Origin of the sequence: Anaerobiospirillum sp. NML120449, assembly GCF_023051105.1 — a bacterium.
GTDB lineage: Bacteria > Pseudomonadota > Gammaproteobacteria > Enterobacterales > Succinivibrionaceae > Anaerobiospirillum.
On the sequence record NZ_JALKIL010000029.1, the window covers coordinates 41,035 to 58,844 of the forward strand.

Below are 17,810 nucleotides of genomic sequence, written 5' to 3' on the forward strand. Positions count from 1 at the left end.
AAAAGTATAACGGCCACCCCCAGGACCACGCTATAAAGAACACTCTATAAAACCTTTTACAGTGAGAATATCATAACCATCATAATGATATTCACAGGCACAGCCATCAGCCAAAAGCTCAATGCAGCTGTATGGTCAGTCAACACTCGTACCCCAGATAATAGTCTGAAAAATATTTTGTAGAGCACATCATACAGAAAGCATATCCATCTGCACATAATTGCAGTTGAGCTACATGACCTGATATAAGACGCTCAGCCTCAATCGTATCAGCCAAAAGCATGAGCCTGTGAATGAGCACATACTGCAAGAAAACGATTGCACAGGGGCTGGTTGGGACTGTCATGATGCTCGACTTTCTGTCAATACCGCATGTATATGGGGCTTTACGTATGCTCCATCAGCCCTAAGTAAGATATTACTGACTTTAGGAAGTGCAGGCTTTTATAGAGCACGATGCAGGCATAGTTAGCTCAGAGAAGCATCAGCATGGGCAATCAGAGCAATGCACCTAATCAGCATACGCTGCTGCTGCAGGCCGATAGACAGGCAGGCAGGCGGCCTCTCCACCGTTACCAACAGGCCGGACTGCCAGCCACCACCGCTGCTCTGCTTAGGCATGTAAACCAGCTGAACAAAATTAGTGGCGAGGATGGACAGAATGAATGAGTGTGGGTGAATGAGTGCTGGTGAGTGAGTTACTGACTTACTTACTTACTGAGTGACTGACTGGGTGACTGACTGAGTACGTAAGTGTTTGAGTGAGTTGATGAATGTGCGCCTGATGGAGTTGGCAGGAAGTCTATGAAGATATGATTTATAAATCGCTATGGAGAGTAAAAAGCGGCGGGGGATAAAGACAGAAGGGCGGATCTGGGCTGTTGTTCATTAACGCTTTATAAAATAATTTATCAGTAATTTTTGAGTATGGATGGCCGGGCCTTTTAGTGTAATGGTTATTTGTTAAAGGCTGGTTTTTGGGGAAATTTGGGCCGTTGCGGCCCTGTGAAAATATTGTAGAGGGAAAGGTGCAAAATAAAACCCGGACAGGGTTATCCCCATCCGGGTTTTGGAAACGGTTAAGTTTCGCAGTTTAACAGGCGGTCAGAAAAACTGACTGACTGTTAACAGTGAGCTTATTCACCACGAGCGGCGGCAAAAGCGGCAGCCATAGCGTTAGGAGCGGCTTCCTGCTGCTGCTTGTCGTTCAGGGTGTCTAAAGCTTCCTTCTCCTCGGCCTCATCCTTGGCACGGATGGAGAGGCTTAACTGACGGGTCTTGCGGTCGAGGGTCATGAACTTGGCCTCAACGGAGTCGCCTACCTTTAATACGGTGGAGGCGTCTTCGACGCGGTCACGGGAGATATCGGCAACACGGATGTAGCCGGTTACGCCCTCAGCCAGACGTACGGTAGCGCCACGGGCGTCAACCTCTTCAACGGTACCGGTGACGAGGGAACCCTTGTGGTGCTGAGCCAGGTAGTCAGCAAACGGATCTTCAGCGATCTGCTTTAAGCCCAGGGAGATACGCTCACGATCAGGATCTACCTGGAGAACAATAGCGGTGATCTCGTCGCCCTTCTTGAAGTCGCGAACAGCTTCTTCACCGGACTGCTGCCAGGAGATGTCAGATAAGTGAACGAGGCCGTCAATGCCGCCGTCCAGACCGATGAAGATACCGAAGTCAGTGATGGACTTGATCTTACCGGTTACACGGTCACCCTTGGAGTGAGCCTCAGCGAACTCCATCCATGGGTTTGGCTTGCACTGCTTTAAGCCCAGAGAAATACGACGACGCTCCTCATCGATCTCGAGAACCTTAACGGTTACGTTGTCACCAACGGAAACAACCTTGGATGGGTGAATGTTCTTGTTGGTCCAATCCATCTCGGATACGTGAACCAGACCCTCAACACCTTCCTGGATCTCTACGAAGCAGCCGTAGTCGGTTAAGTTGGTAACCTTACCCTCGAGGTTGGAACCAACTGGGAAGCGGCCTGCGATGTTGGCCCATGGGTCTTCGCCTAACTGCTTGAGACCTAAGGAAACACGCTGACGCTCGCGGTCAAACTTAAGAACCTTAACCTCAATCTCATCACCGACATTAACGATCTCGGATGGGTGCTTAACACGCTTCCAGGCCATATCGGTAATGTGTAATAAGCCGTCAACGCCACCGAGGTCAACGAATGCACCGTAGTCGGTCAGGTTCTTAACGATACCCTTAACCTCCTGGCCTTCCTGCAGGTTGGCTAATACATTCTCACGCTCGGAAGAGTTCTCAGACTCAATAACAGCACGACGAGAAACAACTACGTTGTTGCGCTTCTGGTCAAGCTTGATAACCTTGAACTGAAGCTCCTTGCCCTCTAAGTGAGCAGTCTCACGTACTGGACGAACATCAACTAAAGAGCCTGGTAAGAAAGCACGGATACCGCCTAACTGTACGGTGAAGCCGCCCTTTACCTTACCGTCGATCAGACCGGTAACAGCTTCGCTGTTCTTGTAGGCCTCATCGAGCTTGTTCCAGGCTTCATTGCGCTTGGCCTTCTCACGGGACAGGATGGTCTCGCCGTCGCCGGATTCGATGGACTCAAGAACAACTGGAACGGTATCGCCAACAGCAACCTCAATCTCGCCCTGGGCGTTCTTGAACTGCTCAACTGGAATGTTAGACTCGGACTTTAAACCGGCGTCTAAAACTACGAAGTCGGCGTTGATGGCAACAACGTGAGCGTTGATGGTATTACCTGGACGGGATTCGTTCTGGCTAAAAGACTCTTCGAGGAGTTCGGCAAAACTAATAGACATTAAGGATTGATTCCACAGGCACCCTAAAGCTTCTTGCTTCAAGGAGGTAGTTAAAATTTAGTATCATCCATGACACTGTAAACAAGTGATCGCGGATTATAACAATGATCAAGTATCCGATCAAGGTTTTCACCACCCTGTACAGGGCCATTAGATGCAAATTATTTCCATATAGGAGTAAGCTCAAATAAAGGCCATAAATAAGCCTGAGCCTGGCCGGTATCTTACCTGCTAATTGCCCCACTTACACCATGCCCTCTCAAAAGTACCGTTTATTCCCCATAACAGACCACAAAACGTCATAAACATGCCCTTTTTCAGGGCATCTCTCACTCCTTCCCTACCAGCGCACTGGATCATACCTGCCTGGCCGCACAGCCATGGTCCCGAAGGAAGCTTTCAGCCAGCCAGAGCATGCCCTGAACTGCGGCCTTTGCCAGTCTCCCCGATCACAGCTTATAGCATTATTTACCATCAGCTAAAGCACAGGGCAGAGCCCGTTGAGGCTCTGCCCTGTGCTGTACTGCTCTTTGGTTGACTGACGGCCGCTATCTGCTCGCACGGCGCTGCCAGTAATACTCGTCAGAAAGGCAGTTCTGAGCTCCTGTTTCCTCTTGTTAAGGGTGGTTGCATGTCAAGGAGCTTAATGAGTTGCTGGTGCTCGTCTGCAAGGACCTTGCTGTCAGGATATGAGCCAATCTTCAGCAGTCTCTTGAGCTGCCTGAATCCAACATAGCGGGGAATTACTCCCAGTCCGACCGCATCCATCACAGTCTGAGCGCCGCTGCTAATCTGCCTCTTGCCCTGCTCATAACCACTTGAAATCTCTTCGCCGTGATCTGCGGTTTCCAGCATGGTTAAGGGCTCGCGAGTCCCCGAATTTCCCGCCACCGGCGCATAATCGCCTGAGCGACTCATGACATTAAAGAAGTTTATTTCGCTATTGCTTACCGATGCAGGTATCACCCGGGCATCTGCCAGTGCCTGACATATGCCAGATAAAGACATACGGTGGCCTTTCTGAAGCAACTGTTTCTGGACAATACGAAGCATCATCAGGGCAAGCACGCTCAGGCAGCAGTGAGCTTCGATTCTCTGGATAAGCTTTTCGTCTGGAGAATCCGGGAACAATGACACTGTCATGAGCTTAAAGCTGTCCTTAAGACCGGCAAGCCTGTAGCAGGAATCAAGCACTTCGGTATCACTGAGCGGCTGGTGTTTGCTGCTGACTGAGTGGCCTAATACTAAAGCCGCATAGCCCGCAACTTTCTCTTTGGCTTTAATCCGCTCGTCATTTAGCCCCTTTGCCGCGACTGCACTTTGCTTGAGCGCATTGAGCAAGGCAAGATCCCTGGCTCTTCTTTGAGGGCAGAATGTATAAACAATCCTGCATGGAACTTCAGCCGCACCAGCCAGCTCACTGCCATATTGCCAGCATGGTTCAGCAGCAGACCTGACTTTCATAACGAAGTCACAAACCTTGAATCTGGGGGCATTTTCCTGAATCCTGCTGTCATTGGATTCCAGGACAAAGGTGCCGTCATCACCAGGAATGAAGTTTTTGTAACCTGACAGATCCAGCATTTGCCTGCGGTCTTCGTCACTTTGCTTGGACAGATGGAACGGCACCACAAATCCCATATCGTTGTGGCGGGCCATGCGTACCACTTGAGCTTCGTTGCTGAGGCTCTCTGCAATCAGACAGTAATTGCTGATACCGTATTGATCTTTGAGCGCCTGAACCGCCTCTGGCAGCAGGTCCAGGTCGTTCGGAGTTCCCAGCGAAATGTGGCAATCAAGGGGAAAGCCCTCCTCGTCAGCTGCAATAGCCACTGAAATAACAGGCAGTCCCTCACAGCTGTCCGGGCCGCAATCAGCATCAGCAAGGCAGGCGCCATGGCTCATCATTTCCGGGTCACAGCTGTCGTGCAGGCTGCAGCCAAACAGGGCGTTGCCATGAGTGGCTGCCTCCAACCAGATGTTAAAACAGCTGATAAAGGCTGTTTTGACTGGTTTTTCCCGGGGCTTTGCATGTGTTTTGACTGCATATTTGAGCAGCTGACTGCCGTGCTCATAAAGGAAATCCTGTGCATGGTCAAAACCGCTCTGACTGACAGAGCTCCATGGGCAGTAGATAAAGTCACTTATGTTGTTGCTTGCCTGCAAGTATGACTGTGGTCTGACAATTTTGACTGACGCCAGGTAGAACAGCAGATCATTGAGGCTCCACGCCTCTATTTCGGTATAAGCCTGCTGAAGATAACTGATCTTGTACTTCAGTCCCAGTTCCATCTCCCATATTGGCTTCAGCGCAAGATGGCCGTAATGAAGCTCGAAAGCCCCGTTTAACCTGGGGGTATCGTCACACTCCAGGCCATCATCATCAACCTTAGCAACATCAGCCGCCTTTACCGCTGCCTCTGCTGCCTCTGCTGCCATGGTCAGCCGTGCATTCAGACAGTCACGTTCCAGTTCAGCAGTGAGCTGCTTGCGAGCTCGCTCGTCCTCAAATGCTCTTCTTACCTCCTCAGGTAAGTTCTCGTACCTGCCATAGCTCTTCACCACCCTTTTGACGCACTTGCCTGTTTCAGGATCATGAACCGACTCCATCATAAGCAGGTACTTCCTGCCACGATTGGTCTTCAACCTCAGGTACATAAGTTCCCCCAAATATCCATACCTAATGATAGAGCCCAATTCTATCATTCTGCCCCCTGAATCCCCCAGAAGCATAAAAATTATTTGCAGACAAAATAAAAGCCAACTCCTATACATATAAGGGTTGGCTAAGAGGATCTGGCAATATGGCTGCTAAACACAGGTCAGTCTACCACTGCCTGCCCCTGCACCCCACACAAGCACAAAAAGAACACCTGTACTGACAAACGCAAGTCACCTGGTGATGCGCTGCAGCATGCAGCCCCCTGCCATAAAACCTGACATCATTCATCTGAGCTCAAAAAAAGCACAGGGCAGAGCCTGTTGAGGCTCTGCCCTGTGCTGTGCTTTGCCCCTGCCTGCCTTGCGGCTGTCCCGCATCGTTTGTGTGGGCGCCCAGGGAGGTCAGGACAATACTGCTTAATAACCCGGTGAGGCTCAGGCCTGCTGCTTTGACCTGATGTAGTCCATGGCAGCATTGAATACCTCTTCAATGCTCATGTTGGTGGAGTCGAGTACCAGAGCATCTTCAGCTGCCTTGAGCGGGGCTACTGGACGGTTGCGGTCGCGCTCATCACGCTCGGTGATTTCCTTGAGGATAAGATCGTAATCGGCTTCCTTGCCAGCCTGCTCAAGCTGCAGCTTGCGGCGCTGAGCACGGACCTCAGGGGAGGCATCGAGGAAGATCTTGACCTGAGCATCAGGGAAGACAACAGTGCCCATATCACGGCCGTCAGCAACAAGACCTGGCTCCTTGCGGAAGTCGCGCTGGCGCTGCAGCAGGGCCTGACGTACCAGTGGGTGAGGGGCTACCTTGCTGGCATTGAGACCGCACTCTTCGGTACGGATAGCACGGGAGACATCCTCATCGCCCAGGAATACGTGCACACCATCGTCCTGAACCTCAAAGCTTAATGAGAGTACCTGAGCTTCCTGAACCAGAGACTCCTCATCAAACATGGCCAGACCGGCCTTGCGGGCAGCATAGGCTAATACGCGGTAAATAGCGCCAGAATCGAGCAGATCATAGCCTAAAGTTTTAGCAAGACGACGGGTGAGCTCACCCTTGCCAGCACCGCCTGGACCGTCTACAGCAACAACAAATGCCTTTTCCAAAGTTAACTTCCTTTAGCGCCCTGTTCAGTGCCGGCAACGTAAACATTGCACCGGCTCAGGCGTATCTTGCAGTACCTGGCAGACCTCAGATGCTCACAGACATAAATGGACGGGTATTTAAACCCATGCCCCAAATGCCCGCCTTAAGCAGGTCAGGACCTTGCCTGTCCGTCCTGGAGAACAGATCAGGTACTGATATAAATCCATAAACAAAGATTCTCAGGCGGCAGCCGCCCTCCTGAGATGCTCCTCAGCTCCATGGCAAACAGCCTCAACTGAAAAAGCTTGTCAATTTTAGCAACATTCACCATGCATAGCAAAAATGCAGACCACGTATTCCCGGCGGTAAATGGCCATTTAACGCCCTTTGCTCGCCACCGTAAAATCTCCGAGCCCAAAGCTGATCGCCTGGCACCTGGCGCCACCCGGCCATACCGCGCGTGCCGCCCATAATCGTGCATCGGACCGTACCTGCACTGCCCATCCCGGCAACAAGCATGTCACCTGACCATCTTCGGAACGCCCGGCATCGCCGGATCCTGCCAGCACTTACCCTGGATTGCATCCCTGCAGCAGCCGGGTATGCATTTATATATACATTTAAGCATGCCTGCTGCCTGGTGACATCCTGACCTGAATGACAGTATGAGTGGCCAGAATTTGTGCCGGGCTTGCGCTGAGCTTGTCGTACCAGCAGCACTGGTACTGTTATTGAGCATCACTCACGACATACATCTGGATTACAGGATAGTGATACCTTGCACTGTCCTGCAGGCCATGAAGTTAGTCCTGTCGGCAGGGCAAATCAGGGTACTGAATGGCGGGCTGATAAGGGAATTGCCAGGTTGCCCCACTGGGCGCAGATACGTCACTGGGCGCGTGCACTGGCCAGTCCTGATTATGGAGGCATGTCATGGCAGGCAGGTTTTTCCGTTGGATGCTCACAGCTCTGTAGCCTGGACATGGATGGTCCTTTTGCCATGACATGGGGCCTGCCAGGCTGTCACCCAAAAGTCCTGGTCGGGCACTCAAACAGTGCTGTTTAAGGAGGGGATATAGTTGCGCAAGCGTGATTCTGACGGGCTTGCTCATGATAAAAATAGGTAATAACTGTCATGTACTAATGTCCCTCATGTATAATACCAGCTCATTATCAGAACGGTCTTTGGACCGTCCAGGGATTCAGTCAGATACGCCTGGTCGTATCTCTTGCTGAAAGCTATTAACAATTCAGGTATTAGTCGTGGCAGAAAGTGAAATCTTTGAGCAGGGCCCAAGCGCCATGCTTCCAAGTCGTTTCGGTATGTTTAAAATCAAAGTGTTCAAGGACCACCAGTTACGTGAGCACGCAATTATCTATACAGGCGATCTGACCACCGATGAACCGGTCCTGGCCCGCATTCACTCTGAGTGCCTGACCGGCGATACTCTGGGCTCACTGCGCTGTGACTGCGGCTTCCAGCTCGAGGCTGCTCTGCGCAAGATTTCTGAAACTGGTCGCGGTGCTCTGCTGTACATGCGCCAGGAAGGCCGTGGCATTGGCCTGTTCAACAAGATTGCCGCCTACCGTCTTCAGGACAATGGTCTTGATACTGTAGAGGCCAATCTCCAGCTGGGCTTCCCGGCCGATGGTCGCACCTATGGCATCTGCGCTGACATGATGCGTGCCATGGGCTTTGAGCGCATTATCCTCATGACCAACAATCCGGCCAAGATCGATGACATCAGCAAGCACGGTATTGAGGTTGTAGCCCGCGAGCCGCTTGAGTACGGCGAGAACAAGTACAACGAAGACTATCTGCACGTTAAGAAAGAAAAGATGGGCCACCTGCTCCATCATCAGGACTGATAATCTCGTCAGTCACTGACCACAACGGACCCAGGCCCTGTGCCTGGGTCTGTTATTTTCAGCCCCGCAAAGCTCGCGTCTGCCCGCCTGACTTTCGACTCATCCCGGTAAAGCAGGCTGGAGACTGCAGCAGGCTGTACGCCATTCTGAGCTGTCTCCGCCGCCATAGAGGTGATGCAGCAAGCTGTCAGGCACTGATGCCCGGTCGCTGCCGCCATGGAGCTGTCCGGCACTGATGCCCGGTCGCTGCTGCCATTGAGCTGTCCGGCACTGATGCCCGGTTGCTGCTGCCATGGAGCTGTCAGCAAGGACCTCTGAGCACAGCGTCAGCTGACTTCAGGGACTGCTCTTTTGAAAACAGGAGTGAGGAAATGCCTTACATGGAATTTGAAGGTCGCCAGATAGAGGTTGATGACGAGGGCTACCTGTTGCATCCTGAGGACTACAGCGAAGCTCTGCGCGACTTCATGGCCGCCAAATCAGGACTCAGTCTGACAGCTGAGCACATTGTCATTATCGACACAGTGCGCTCCTACTATCAGCAGTATGCCTCTACCCCACCTGTTCGCGGTCTTATCAAGCTGCTGCAAAAAGAGGGGCATGAGGAGCTGGCCAACTCACGCAAGCTGGCCGTACTCTTTCCTGACGGAGCGGCCAAGTGTGCCGCCCTTCTGGCAGGCCTCCCCAAGCCAGCCCGCTGCATTTAGCCCCACGGCAGTTCCTGTCCATGCCCGCACCTTGCCACGGCCGCCCTTACTACGGCCGCCCTTACTGCAAACCTGTACTAACCCCCCGACGCCTGCACAGCAAGACGCCAGCTGTGCCAGAGCGTGAGTTATGGCAGGCATGCATGCCGGGATGACCTTGCGGCCATACCGGGCTGAGTGCCTTGCAGCTGCCGTTCAGGCTATCTTTACTGGACCAAAAGCAAAAAAGGAACCCTGTGGGTTCCTTTTTTGCTGTGTCCTTATGACAAAAGCTTTATTATCAGGCCTTTTCTGCGCCTTCATTTTGCTGAGCCTGAGCGTCTGCAGGGGCGCTGTAGACAGCCGGGGCTGGTGCTGGAGCAGAGGCTGTGGCTTGAGCCTGTGCGACCGGGGCAGGAACTGATGCCTGACTTTCCTCGGACATGTGGCTCAGACCGACCTTGAGATAGACTATCATGGACCAGATAGTAAGTACGGTAGCAACGCCCAGCAGGCCGATAGCGGCGTAAATCATTGGATCGTTGTGGCGCCAGATCAACAGAGAAATTGCAGCCATCTGAATGGCGGTCTTCCACTTGCCTACCCAGTTCACAGCTACCTGAGCGCGCTGACCGATTTCAGCCATCCACTCACGCAGGGCGGACACTACAATCTCACGGGCAATAATAACCATTGCAGGAATGGAGACCAGCAGATTCATGTGAGGGAAAAAATCGCCTACATGAACGCTGTAGTATTCGACAATCAGTACCAGAGCGGTACATACCATGATCTTGTCTGCCACAGGATCAAGGAAAGCACCAAATTTAGTGGTCTGCTTGAGCTTGCGGGCCAGATAGCCGTCAAGCATGTCAGTCAGGGCAGCAATGACGAAAACTAAAGCTGCAATCATGTTGCTCTTGGTAGATGGGAAATAGAACAGTCCCACGAACACTGGTATGAGCAAGACTCTTAATATGGTCAGCAGATTTGGCAGATTAAACATCAAAATCGATCCTGAGAAGTGGTTCAGCTTAAGTAAAACGCAGCAGCCCATTTGGCCGCCCCTAATTATAGGCTAAGTTTTGAGAAAACTTTGCGATCCAGGGACTAAATTTCACTTTCTTAGCCCTACTTCCCGTCACAATGCCATTTTGCTGAAAACAGGCTGTAAAAATACATATCACCCAATCAGTAACACCGGCCACCAGAGCATCAGCCTCTCCCCCATACCAGAATGTCAATCTGTAGCCCCCAGGTGCACGCCCCTGCCCCTCTTAACCATGCCACTCCCTGCCACTGCCACTCTTTGCGGTGCCCCCGTAACTGATATTGAGCCAGCTGTTCCGTACAGCAGATGCGTACTGCCGTGCCTGTCAGTGCGGCTGATAGCCAGGCCTGGCGGGACGGCCAGTTATGACTGCTGACTGCGTATGTTGCTGCCAGAGCAAATGCGTAGAAGAGGTTTGGGATCTCAGTACCTGTTGCTTGTGACATTGCTGGTGGATGGGCTGTTTACTGGGCAGCCACGGGTATGTCGAGGTTAAACTGCAGCATCATTGATGCCTGAAAGGTGTTGCAACTCACAGCAGCTGCTGTTGCTTAATGCTATGCTGATGATCTACAGAGAATAAATTTTTACGCTGCCTGACAATCAAACAGTACCTCTATTGCATGGTGCTGGACTTTGCAGGCAGACGAGACAGAGAGAACACCGGATCCTTATGTCTGCACTGCCTGGCATGACCTGGCGGTGGCAATGACATGCCTCCGGCATGATTATTACAGACTTATAAGGCAGGGAAAATTATGGAAAAGTGCACTTCAAAGACCGACGGATCACAGCTGCCTGGCCCACCGGGTCTGACCGTCGACAGTAACCATATCAGTACCGAGCTTACCTGCATTGAGTATCACCGCACCGCTCATGCTCCACGCATTCCCGTATCACGCTCATTTAATGTCAGGGACTTTGGTGCCGTTGGTGACGGCATTCACGACGATACCGATGCCATTCAGGACGCCATACTTGAGGCGCGCACCTTTGCTCATACAGTTGAGGGCCTTATCAACGCCGCCCTCTACCAGGAGCGACTTGCCCAGCTGATAAGCGAAGCTGCCAGCTCCGCAACTCCATCCCCTGAGGCTCACGGCCCTGAGCATGACCATAGCCCGCATGACCATTGTCACAACCACAGCCATGGTCATGGAGACGGCCAATGCCCTCGTGGCCACGGACATGGACCACATGGCCATGGGCATGGCTGCCATGGCCCTCATATGCTTCATCATGGCGGCCACTGTCATGGCGGGCACTGCCCTGCCGGTCACGGCAAGCACTCACAATATCCTGCCGCCCATCCTCAGATTGCCTGTGAGGTGATTATTCCTGCTGGTATCTACCGTGTTTCGGCCGTCAAGCTGACCTCACGCATCCGTCTGGTTCTGGAAAAGGATGCTGTGCTCACTGCCAGCACCTGTCCTGAGGATTATCCGTCCATCACAACCAATATTGGCGGAGAGCAGATCCAGGCAGCGCCGGGCCTTATCAGCGTGCTTGGCTCCCAGAATGTCGAGATTTGCGGCGAAGGTGCCATCAATGGATCTGGTGCAGCACTGCTGCATGCAAAATCAGGTCAGGTAAGAGTACGCAACGTGCTGATCCAGGACTCCCGGAAAGTGTCCATAAACGGCATTACCATGGTCAATTCGGCCTTTTGCAATATCCATGTGCTCAACAGCGAGAAAATCAGCCTGAGCAATATGCTCTTCCAGTGGAACTGCGGTCCGTGCACCAAGGGCATTGTGGTGGAACAGAGCAGCAAGGTAGCCATTGGCCACTGCACCTTCATCAACTCAGGTGTCGATAACGACATGTCCATGGGTGTAGCCGTACTGACAGGCCCATCAGCCTCAGGGGTGCCGCTGCACCGCGTATTTGTCTCCCGCTGCAGTTTCTACAACGGTGCCGGCATCTGCTCAGGACCGGACCTGCTGCACGCTACCCGACCATCCCAGGCCGGTGCCTGCTTCCCACACTGACAGGACAGGCAACTGCGGCCATGGCCACGCACGGATGTCCCGCTGCCGGGCTGTCATACTGATAATTCCTGGCAGAGCCGGGTACTGACCTGACAGTCAACCGCAGCCCATGTTTCCCGGCATGGCCGGGCATACAGGGACAAGCTGAATATGGCGGGATTGAGATAATCTGCCAGGAGGTTTCCCTCATAGGGGCCCCGGCCGCAAGGGACTTGTGCTGCAAGCCATTAACGATAAAGGGCAACACCAGGGTTGCCCTTTATCATTTGTGCAGAACGCATCTGTCCCCATTATCAGGCTCAAGCCTCAGGCCATGGCCCACGCTCTGGCTCTGGGCCAGGGCCAGGGCCAGGGCCAGGACCATGATGCCGCTCAGCTGGCTGTACTTCAGGCATGATGGTCTGCCATGGTGGCCTGTGCTTACTGCTCTGGCGGGGCCGGGATGCCCAGAGCCAGCAGCAGGTCGGAGGCCTCGTCCGGCACATTAAACCTTGCTCGTCCCTGATCATCGTAAGTCAGGGTAATGGTATCGAGAGTGCGGAGCAGAGCGTCCATGGACTGGCAGCTGTTTTCAACTGGCAGGCGGCTGGTGCGGGCACGGTAGCCTGACATGACCAGCTCATTGCGCAGCCCCTGAGCCATGAATGAAAGCATGATTTTCAGGTCATCACCATGAGACATGGACATGGCTCTTGAGACCTCGACAGCCAGCAGATAGCGGTGCAGTACCTTGTTGGCTGAGGCATTATTGTCATTGGTTACCAGCACCATATAGCCCTGATAGCGCAGATAATCCTTTACCGCATCCTGATTGACGGTAAAGGCCGGGCCCTGTCCTTTGAAATAAGGAGCCTCATTGTAGGAGGTCAGAGTTTTAAGCAGCTCTTTGTCTTCATGGCTCAGGCTCTTGCCGCTCTTGATGAGGTTTGAGCAGTCCTGGAAAAAATCAGTAAGACGCAGATAGCGGTTCATGCGCACTACAGGGTCAAAGAAGACATGGTAACTGATGCGGCCGTCGCGCAACAGCAGAGTTCTGTCGTTGTAAAAAGCGCGGTCGACATTGCCCATGTGCTCCTGGTAGCTCACATAGTGATACTTCTGATTGAAGAGATCCTGGCGGTTGCACATATAGCGTATGCCCTCACGCTCGGCACGCTCAATAATGTGCTCAGACAGGGACCCAGAAGCCAGCTTCAGGGAGCAGATAAAGGTACGCTCCTCCATGAACATACGTCTTAAGGTAGCCGCAATGCCCTTGCCATCGTCATGAATGACGCCAATGGCATTGCGGCCGTCCAGGCCGGTGTCCTCAAGCGAGGCGGCAAAGCGGCTGTAATCAACATCACGCTGGGAGGCGTTGTCACGCACAGACAGCAGCTGCAGCACATTAACAGGAGGCCGCTCAAAATACACCGGCAGTCCCGGCCAGCCGCTGTTAATGGCTATGTACAGGCCCTCAGTGTAATAGACATCCTCAAGGTCAGAATGACAGTCCTCACGTGCTGCCTCGCGTACATCGACAGGCACCATGGCTCTGGTCAGCACCAGACGGTCATTGCGCTCTGAGGTCGACAGGTGCGGAAACATTTCCATGAAGGCATGGGAGAACACAGGGCTCAAAATAAAGCTTCTGAGCTCCTCAAGTTCAGGCTGGCCATCAGGACAAGGCAGCTGCATCAGCCCTGGCTCAAGCCACGGCAGATGTACCCTGGCCCTGCCAGCACCTGCCCTTGCGCATGAGTCTGCACGGGCACCTGCGCATCCTGCCCCACCGAGCTCATCAGGCTTATTGGCCGGATCGGCTTCATACTGTCCCTGAGTTCTGCTCTTACTCATGTCGCAACTGTCTTCAGCTCCGGGCAGGTACTTCTGTCCATGTCCATGTTCATGCACATGCCCGTCGCCATTGCCAGCCACATAGTCAGTGGCTGTCTCGTAAGAGCAGTCAGATTCACTGTCCATGTCAGGAGAGCAGCTGTGGTCAGATGGATGGGAGAAAGGTTTGCTGTGGGCTACAGCCTCAGGGCGCAAGGCAAGGGCAAAGACATAGTTGAGCGCACCATGGACCATACGACGGTGCATGTCATCACTCCAGCTCTCAATATGCCCCCTGGCCATACGGTCCACACCACTCAGATGCATGGCTGTGTTCAGGCAATGGTAGATATTGTTTTTGGCAGCCAGAAAGGCAAGAGCCCAGGTAAGACCGGCCGGTACCGGCTGTCCTGAGCAGGCTGCACGAATAATGTCCGGGCCCTCGCCACCGGCGCAGGCGGCGGCGCCCATAGCGCTGCCAGCGGCGCTGGCTGCAGCAGCGCTGACGCCAGCGGTGGATGCATGGTCACGGCTGGCGGCCGGATGGCTCAGATTAAAGCAGGCAAGGGTATCGATAGCAGTCTGTCGGAGGGCATAGGGAAGCTCAGGGCGCTCATCACCAGGGCCAATGGCTCTGACGGCGCCGGTGCCGGCAGCAACCGGGGCTCCACTGTCAGAGCGGCTGGTGGCTCTTCGACCTGACCTGGCGGACTGTACAGGCGCAGCTGGAGCAGCAGGTGCGGCTGAGCTGTCAGCCTGGCCATTGCCACCGACGCTCAGGAGGGTTGCAGCAGGATCATCTTGCGGAGAAAAACGGCTGTCAGCAGCGCCTGATGGCCTGCTGTCCTTAAGTTCCTTATGCTCTTGTACCGCCATGTGTAATTCCCGGACTGTTCAATCGTAGACAAGTTAAAAGCATGTACAGACAAACTGTGTGTAATTATTAACGGCCTAACCTGCCTGTGCTTCATTGCCAATGCCTGTTTTTAAGGCATCGGCACACACCAAACCTTAAAAATGCAAATCACTGCGCGCCATGGCAGCAGCACCATTGCAATGCAAGATACAGTATTAATGAGCTATTAGCGCAGGCTTACTGTCTGACATTTCGCCATTTCATTGCCCTCATGACCACCATATCGCCTGTCGTTATCTATATAAATACATGATTACATGTATGCTGCGTATCATAATGCCTGCAGGCCGTTGCAGCCGCCTGCCAGCGGCCAAAGCCCCTGCACCGGCCATACGAAGACTGCTCAGCCCCAGCACGAACATGCGCACTACCTGCGCAGGCCATACGCAGACCTGGTCAGCGCCTTGCCCGGCACTGCCTTGCTTTCCACGGCAAGCTGACCAAACATCATGAGCTCCATGGAATCAGCCCACATAAGGACTGAGCAGGGCCTGTCATGGCATGGCATGGCCGATCCGGCCTGACGCTGTAGGGCGTGGAGAAATTGACCGGTCTGAAAAACAGACGGCCGACATCACTGACCGTCGTAATTGACAAGTAACCAGTAATGTCGGCCGGTATAGCTGCGCGCATGCCCCAGGGCGTGGCTGCGCGCATGAGATTCATGCGGGCTGCCGCCAGGGAAGCCTGCTGCAGTGGGCATCCCGCAGGATGCAGCCAGAAGCCTGCTGCAGTGGGCACCATGCAATATGCAGGGTGCAGGTCTGGGTGCAGATCAGGCTGCAGCTATGGACGCCCTGCTGCTATTCAAAAGGTGAAGGATCGCCAATGCCTACGCGGCGGATCTCAGGTACACCATCCTCAAAGCGGATTACGGTTGTGGACTGAGGGTTGAGCACACCTCCGTCGATAATGACATCGACAATAGTGCCAATCTTGTCATTGATTTCGACAGGATCGGACTCGGCCATATCCTCACCAGGCATGATGAGCGAGCAGCTCATCAGCGGCTCATTGAGCTCATCAAGCAGAGCTTCAAGAATGCGGCACTGAGGAACACGCAGGCCAATGGTGCGGCGCTTTTCATTCATTACACGGCGCGGCACATCCTTGGTGGCCGGCAAAATGAAGGTGTAGGCACCTGGAGTATTGTTCTTGAGCAGGCGGAAAACACTGTTATCTACTTTTGCATAAGTAGACAGCTCGGAAAGATCGCGGCAGATCAGGGTGAAATTGTGGTTCTTGCTGATCTGACGAATTCTGGCAATGCGCTCCATGGCATCCTTCTGGCCCATCAGACAGCACAGGGCGTAGGAGGAGTCGGTTGGTATGACGGCTACACCGCCATTGCGCAGAATATTGCAGGCGTTTTTAATAAAACGTGGCTGGGGATTATCCGGATGGATGGAAAGAAAATCAGCACTCATGATAGATCCTTAACATATCGCTCAGCGCCAGACTGAAACAGTGCTGAACTCAGACACCGGCAGATACCGGACAGGGAAATATGGCCTCAAAAAGGCAAAGGCCACAACCGCAGCTGCGGTCGTGGCCCATTATACCAGTATAAATCAGTGCACTTAGTGAGCACGATCAGCAAAAATGAATGGCATCCCCAGGCAACATCAGCCCCGCTCCATGGGCCATTTGCAGACCCTGGCCCCATTTGCCACTACCATCTGTTAATTGCTCCAATGCCCATACCGGGCTCTGACGCTGCGGGAGCGTACAGAGCCCAGACTGGAGCGGCCCCAGCATCGCAGGAAGCCCGGCGGTGCGTGGGGAGCCCGGGGTGCCGGACTGATTGTATGCTTTTGGCTCGTGGCCTTTGCTCGTTGCCTTTATTAATTAATTAAGGCGGGTGACCAGCTGCTCGAGGCTCAGACGGGACTTAGGACGCTTGTCGACGGTATTTGAGTCCTTAGCTGAGCGGTAGCCCAGCAGTACGATAACAGCGGTCTGCTCCTTGCGATCTGCAAGCTGCATAATCTCATCGCACTTTTCGTAATCAATGCCCTCAAGAGCAGTTGAGTCTACGCCATAGGCGGCAGCGGCATAGACCATGGTGCCAAAGGCAATATAGGCCTGCTTGCAGGTCCATGCGTTGTAATCGCCCTTTTCCACGTGCAGATTGCTGAAGAAATGACGGGACTTGTCCTGAGCGGCAACCAGCTCGGCATCAGGCAGACGGCCATCCCTTATTTCAGCTTCCAGAACGGCCTTTAAATGATCCTCATCAAGCTCACTCTTGCAGGTGATTACAACAGCATGGGAAGCGCCATCATAGCGCTGCATGTTAAAGTCTTTTATGGCTGGACGCAGATTGTCCTTAGACGCACCGGTGAGCACATAAAAGTGGTATGGCTGGCTGTTTGCAGAAGTTGGAGTGAGGCGGGTACACTCTAAAATACGGGTGACAGTATCCTCATCAACTTTGCGGCTGGAATCATAATACTTGGTGGTATAGCGCTGCTCTAAAAGCTCTTTAAAATCCATGGTCTATGAACTCTTGAAAATAATGGCCGGGCACTCAACAGTGCCGCCTCCCTGTCAAGCATAGCACAGCTGCAATTTGCCGTCCCCCTGGCAGCCATTATGGAGCATGGCTCCGCCACCACGCACGCAGCTGCTGCCTTGCAGCTGCTGCGCATCGCGCCGCACCCGGAGGCTGGACTGGGGCGGGCAAGGCCGTGCCGGTCAAGGTCGGGTTCGGTCTGGAGGGTTGGGGGCAGAATTTGAGCGCACTGTTCTGCTGCTGTGCAAAATAGGGCTGAGCGGACTTTGGGCGCAGTAAGGAACTGTAAGCAATTAAATTGATCTTTTAAAACCATTGATTCGATAGTTCCAGAGAGGAAATGGCCCAATGGGTTCCATGTCTATCGATTTCATCTGGGCATCACTGATTTTGATGCCTGTTT

The 17,810-nt window shown here is 53.3% G+C and carries 9 protein-coding genes and 1 pseudogene; 3 read left to right on the forward strand and 7 right to left on the reverse strand.

Annotated elements, in window-relative coordinates; all coding sequences use genetic code 11:
* Positions 1-1,136: 1,136 nt before the first annotated feature.
* The 3 genes from rpsA to cmk all read right to left on the reverse strand — a co-directional run bounded on the left by rpsA (position 1,137) and on the right by cmk (position 6,584).
* Positions 1,137-2,810, reverse strand: a complete 1,674-nt coding sequence (gene rpsA / locus MXE41_RS08940; protein WP_246978340.1) for a 30S ribosomal protein S1 — start codon at positions 2,808-2,810, stop codon at positions 1,137-1,139.
* Between the two features lie 582 nt (positions 2,811-3,392).
* Positions 3,393-4,643 carry a hypothetical protein gene (locus MXE41_RS08945; protein WP_247100252.1) on the reverse strand — a complete coding sequence of 417 codons (1,251 nt, stop codon included), beginning with the start codon at positions 4,641-4,643 and terminating at the stop codon, positions 3,393-3,395.
* A 1,263-nt stretch (positions 4,644-5,906) separates the two neighbouring features.
* A complete protein-coding gene (gene cmk / locus MXE41_RS08950) occupies positions 5,907-6,584 on the reverse strand; it encodes a (d)CMP kinase (protein WP_246978342.1) in 678 nt (225 codons plus the stop codon).
* 1,282 nt (positions 6,585-7,866) lie between these two features.
* Here cmk and ribA point away from each other — a divergent pair.
* On the forward strand, positions 7,867-8,433 hold the full coding sequence (ribA, locus tag MXE41_RS08955) for a GTP cyclohydrolase II (RefSeq protein ID WP_246978358.1): 567 nt from the start codon (positions 7,867-7,869) through the stop codon (positions 8,431-8,433).
* A 380-nt stretch (positions 8,434-8,813) separates the two neighbouring features.
* Entirely contained in the window at positions 8,814-9,140 is a 327-nt protein-coding gene (locus MXE41_RS08960; protein WP_246978343.1) for a TusE/DsrC/DsvC family sulfur relay protein, read from the forward strand.
* 439 nt (positions 9,141-9,579) lie between these two features.
* Here the strand turns inward: MXE41_RS08960 and pgsA are convergent.
* A pseudogene (pgsA, locus tag MXE41_RS08965) lies at positions 9,580-10,125 on the reverse strand (CDP-diacylglycerol--glycerol-3-phosphate 3-phosphatidyltransferase); the annotation flags it as partial.
* 803 nt (positions 10,126-10,928) lie between these two features.
* Here pgsA and MXE41_RS08970 point away from each other — a divergent pair.
* Positions 10,929-12,161 (forward strand): glycosyl hydrolase family 28-related protein, encoded by a 1,233-nt coding sequence (locus MXE41_RS08970; RefSeq protein ID WP_247100253.1) that lies wholly within the window; start codon positions 10,929-10,931, stop codon positions 12,159-12,161.
* Between the two features lie 420 nt (positions 12,162-12,581).
* Here MXE41_RS08970 and MXE41_RS08975 read toward each other — a convergent pair whose 3' ends face one another.
* The 3 genes from MXE41_RS08975 to MXE41_RS08985 form a co-directional block, all read right to left on the reverse strand.
* Complete coding sequence (locus MXE41_RS08975; protein WP_247100254.1) at positions 12,582-14,852, reverse strand: hypothetical protein; 2,271 nt, start codon at positions 14,850-14,852, stop codon at positions 12,582-12,584.
* Positions 14,853-15,695: 843 nt separating this feature from the next.
* Positions 15,696-16,319: an L-threonylcarbamoyladenylate synthase gene (locus MXE41_RS08980; RefSeq protein ID WP_246978346.1), complete on the reverse strand. Its 624-nt coding sequence runs from the start codon at positions 16,317-16,319 to the stop codon at positions 15,696-15,698.
* Between the two features lie 421 nt (positions 16,320-16,740).
* Positions 16,741-17,388, reverse strand: a complete 648-nt coding sequence (locus MXE41_RS08985; protein WP_247100255.1) for a nitroreductase family protein — start codon at positions 17,386-17,388, stop codon at positions 16,741-16,743.
* Between the last annotated feature and the right edge of the window lie 422 nt (positions 17,389-17,810).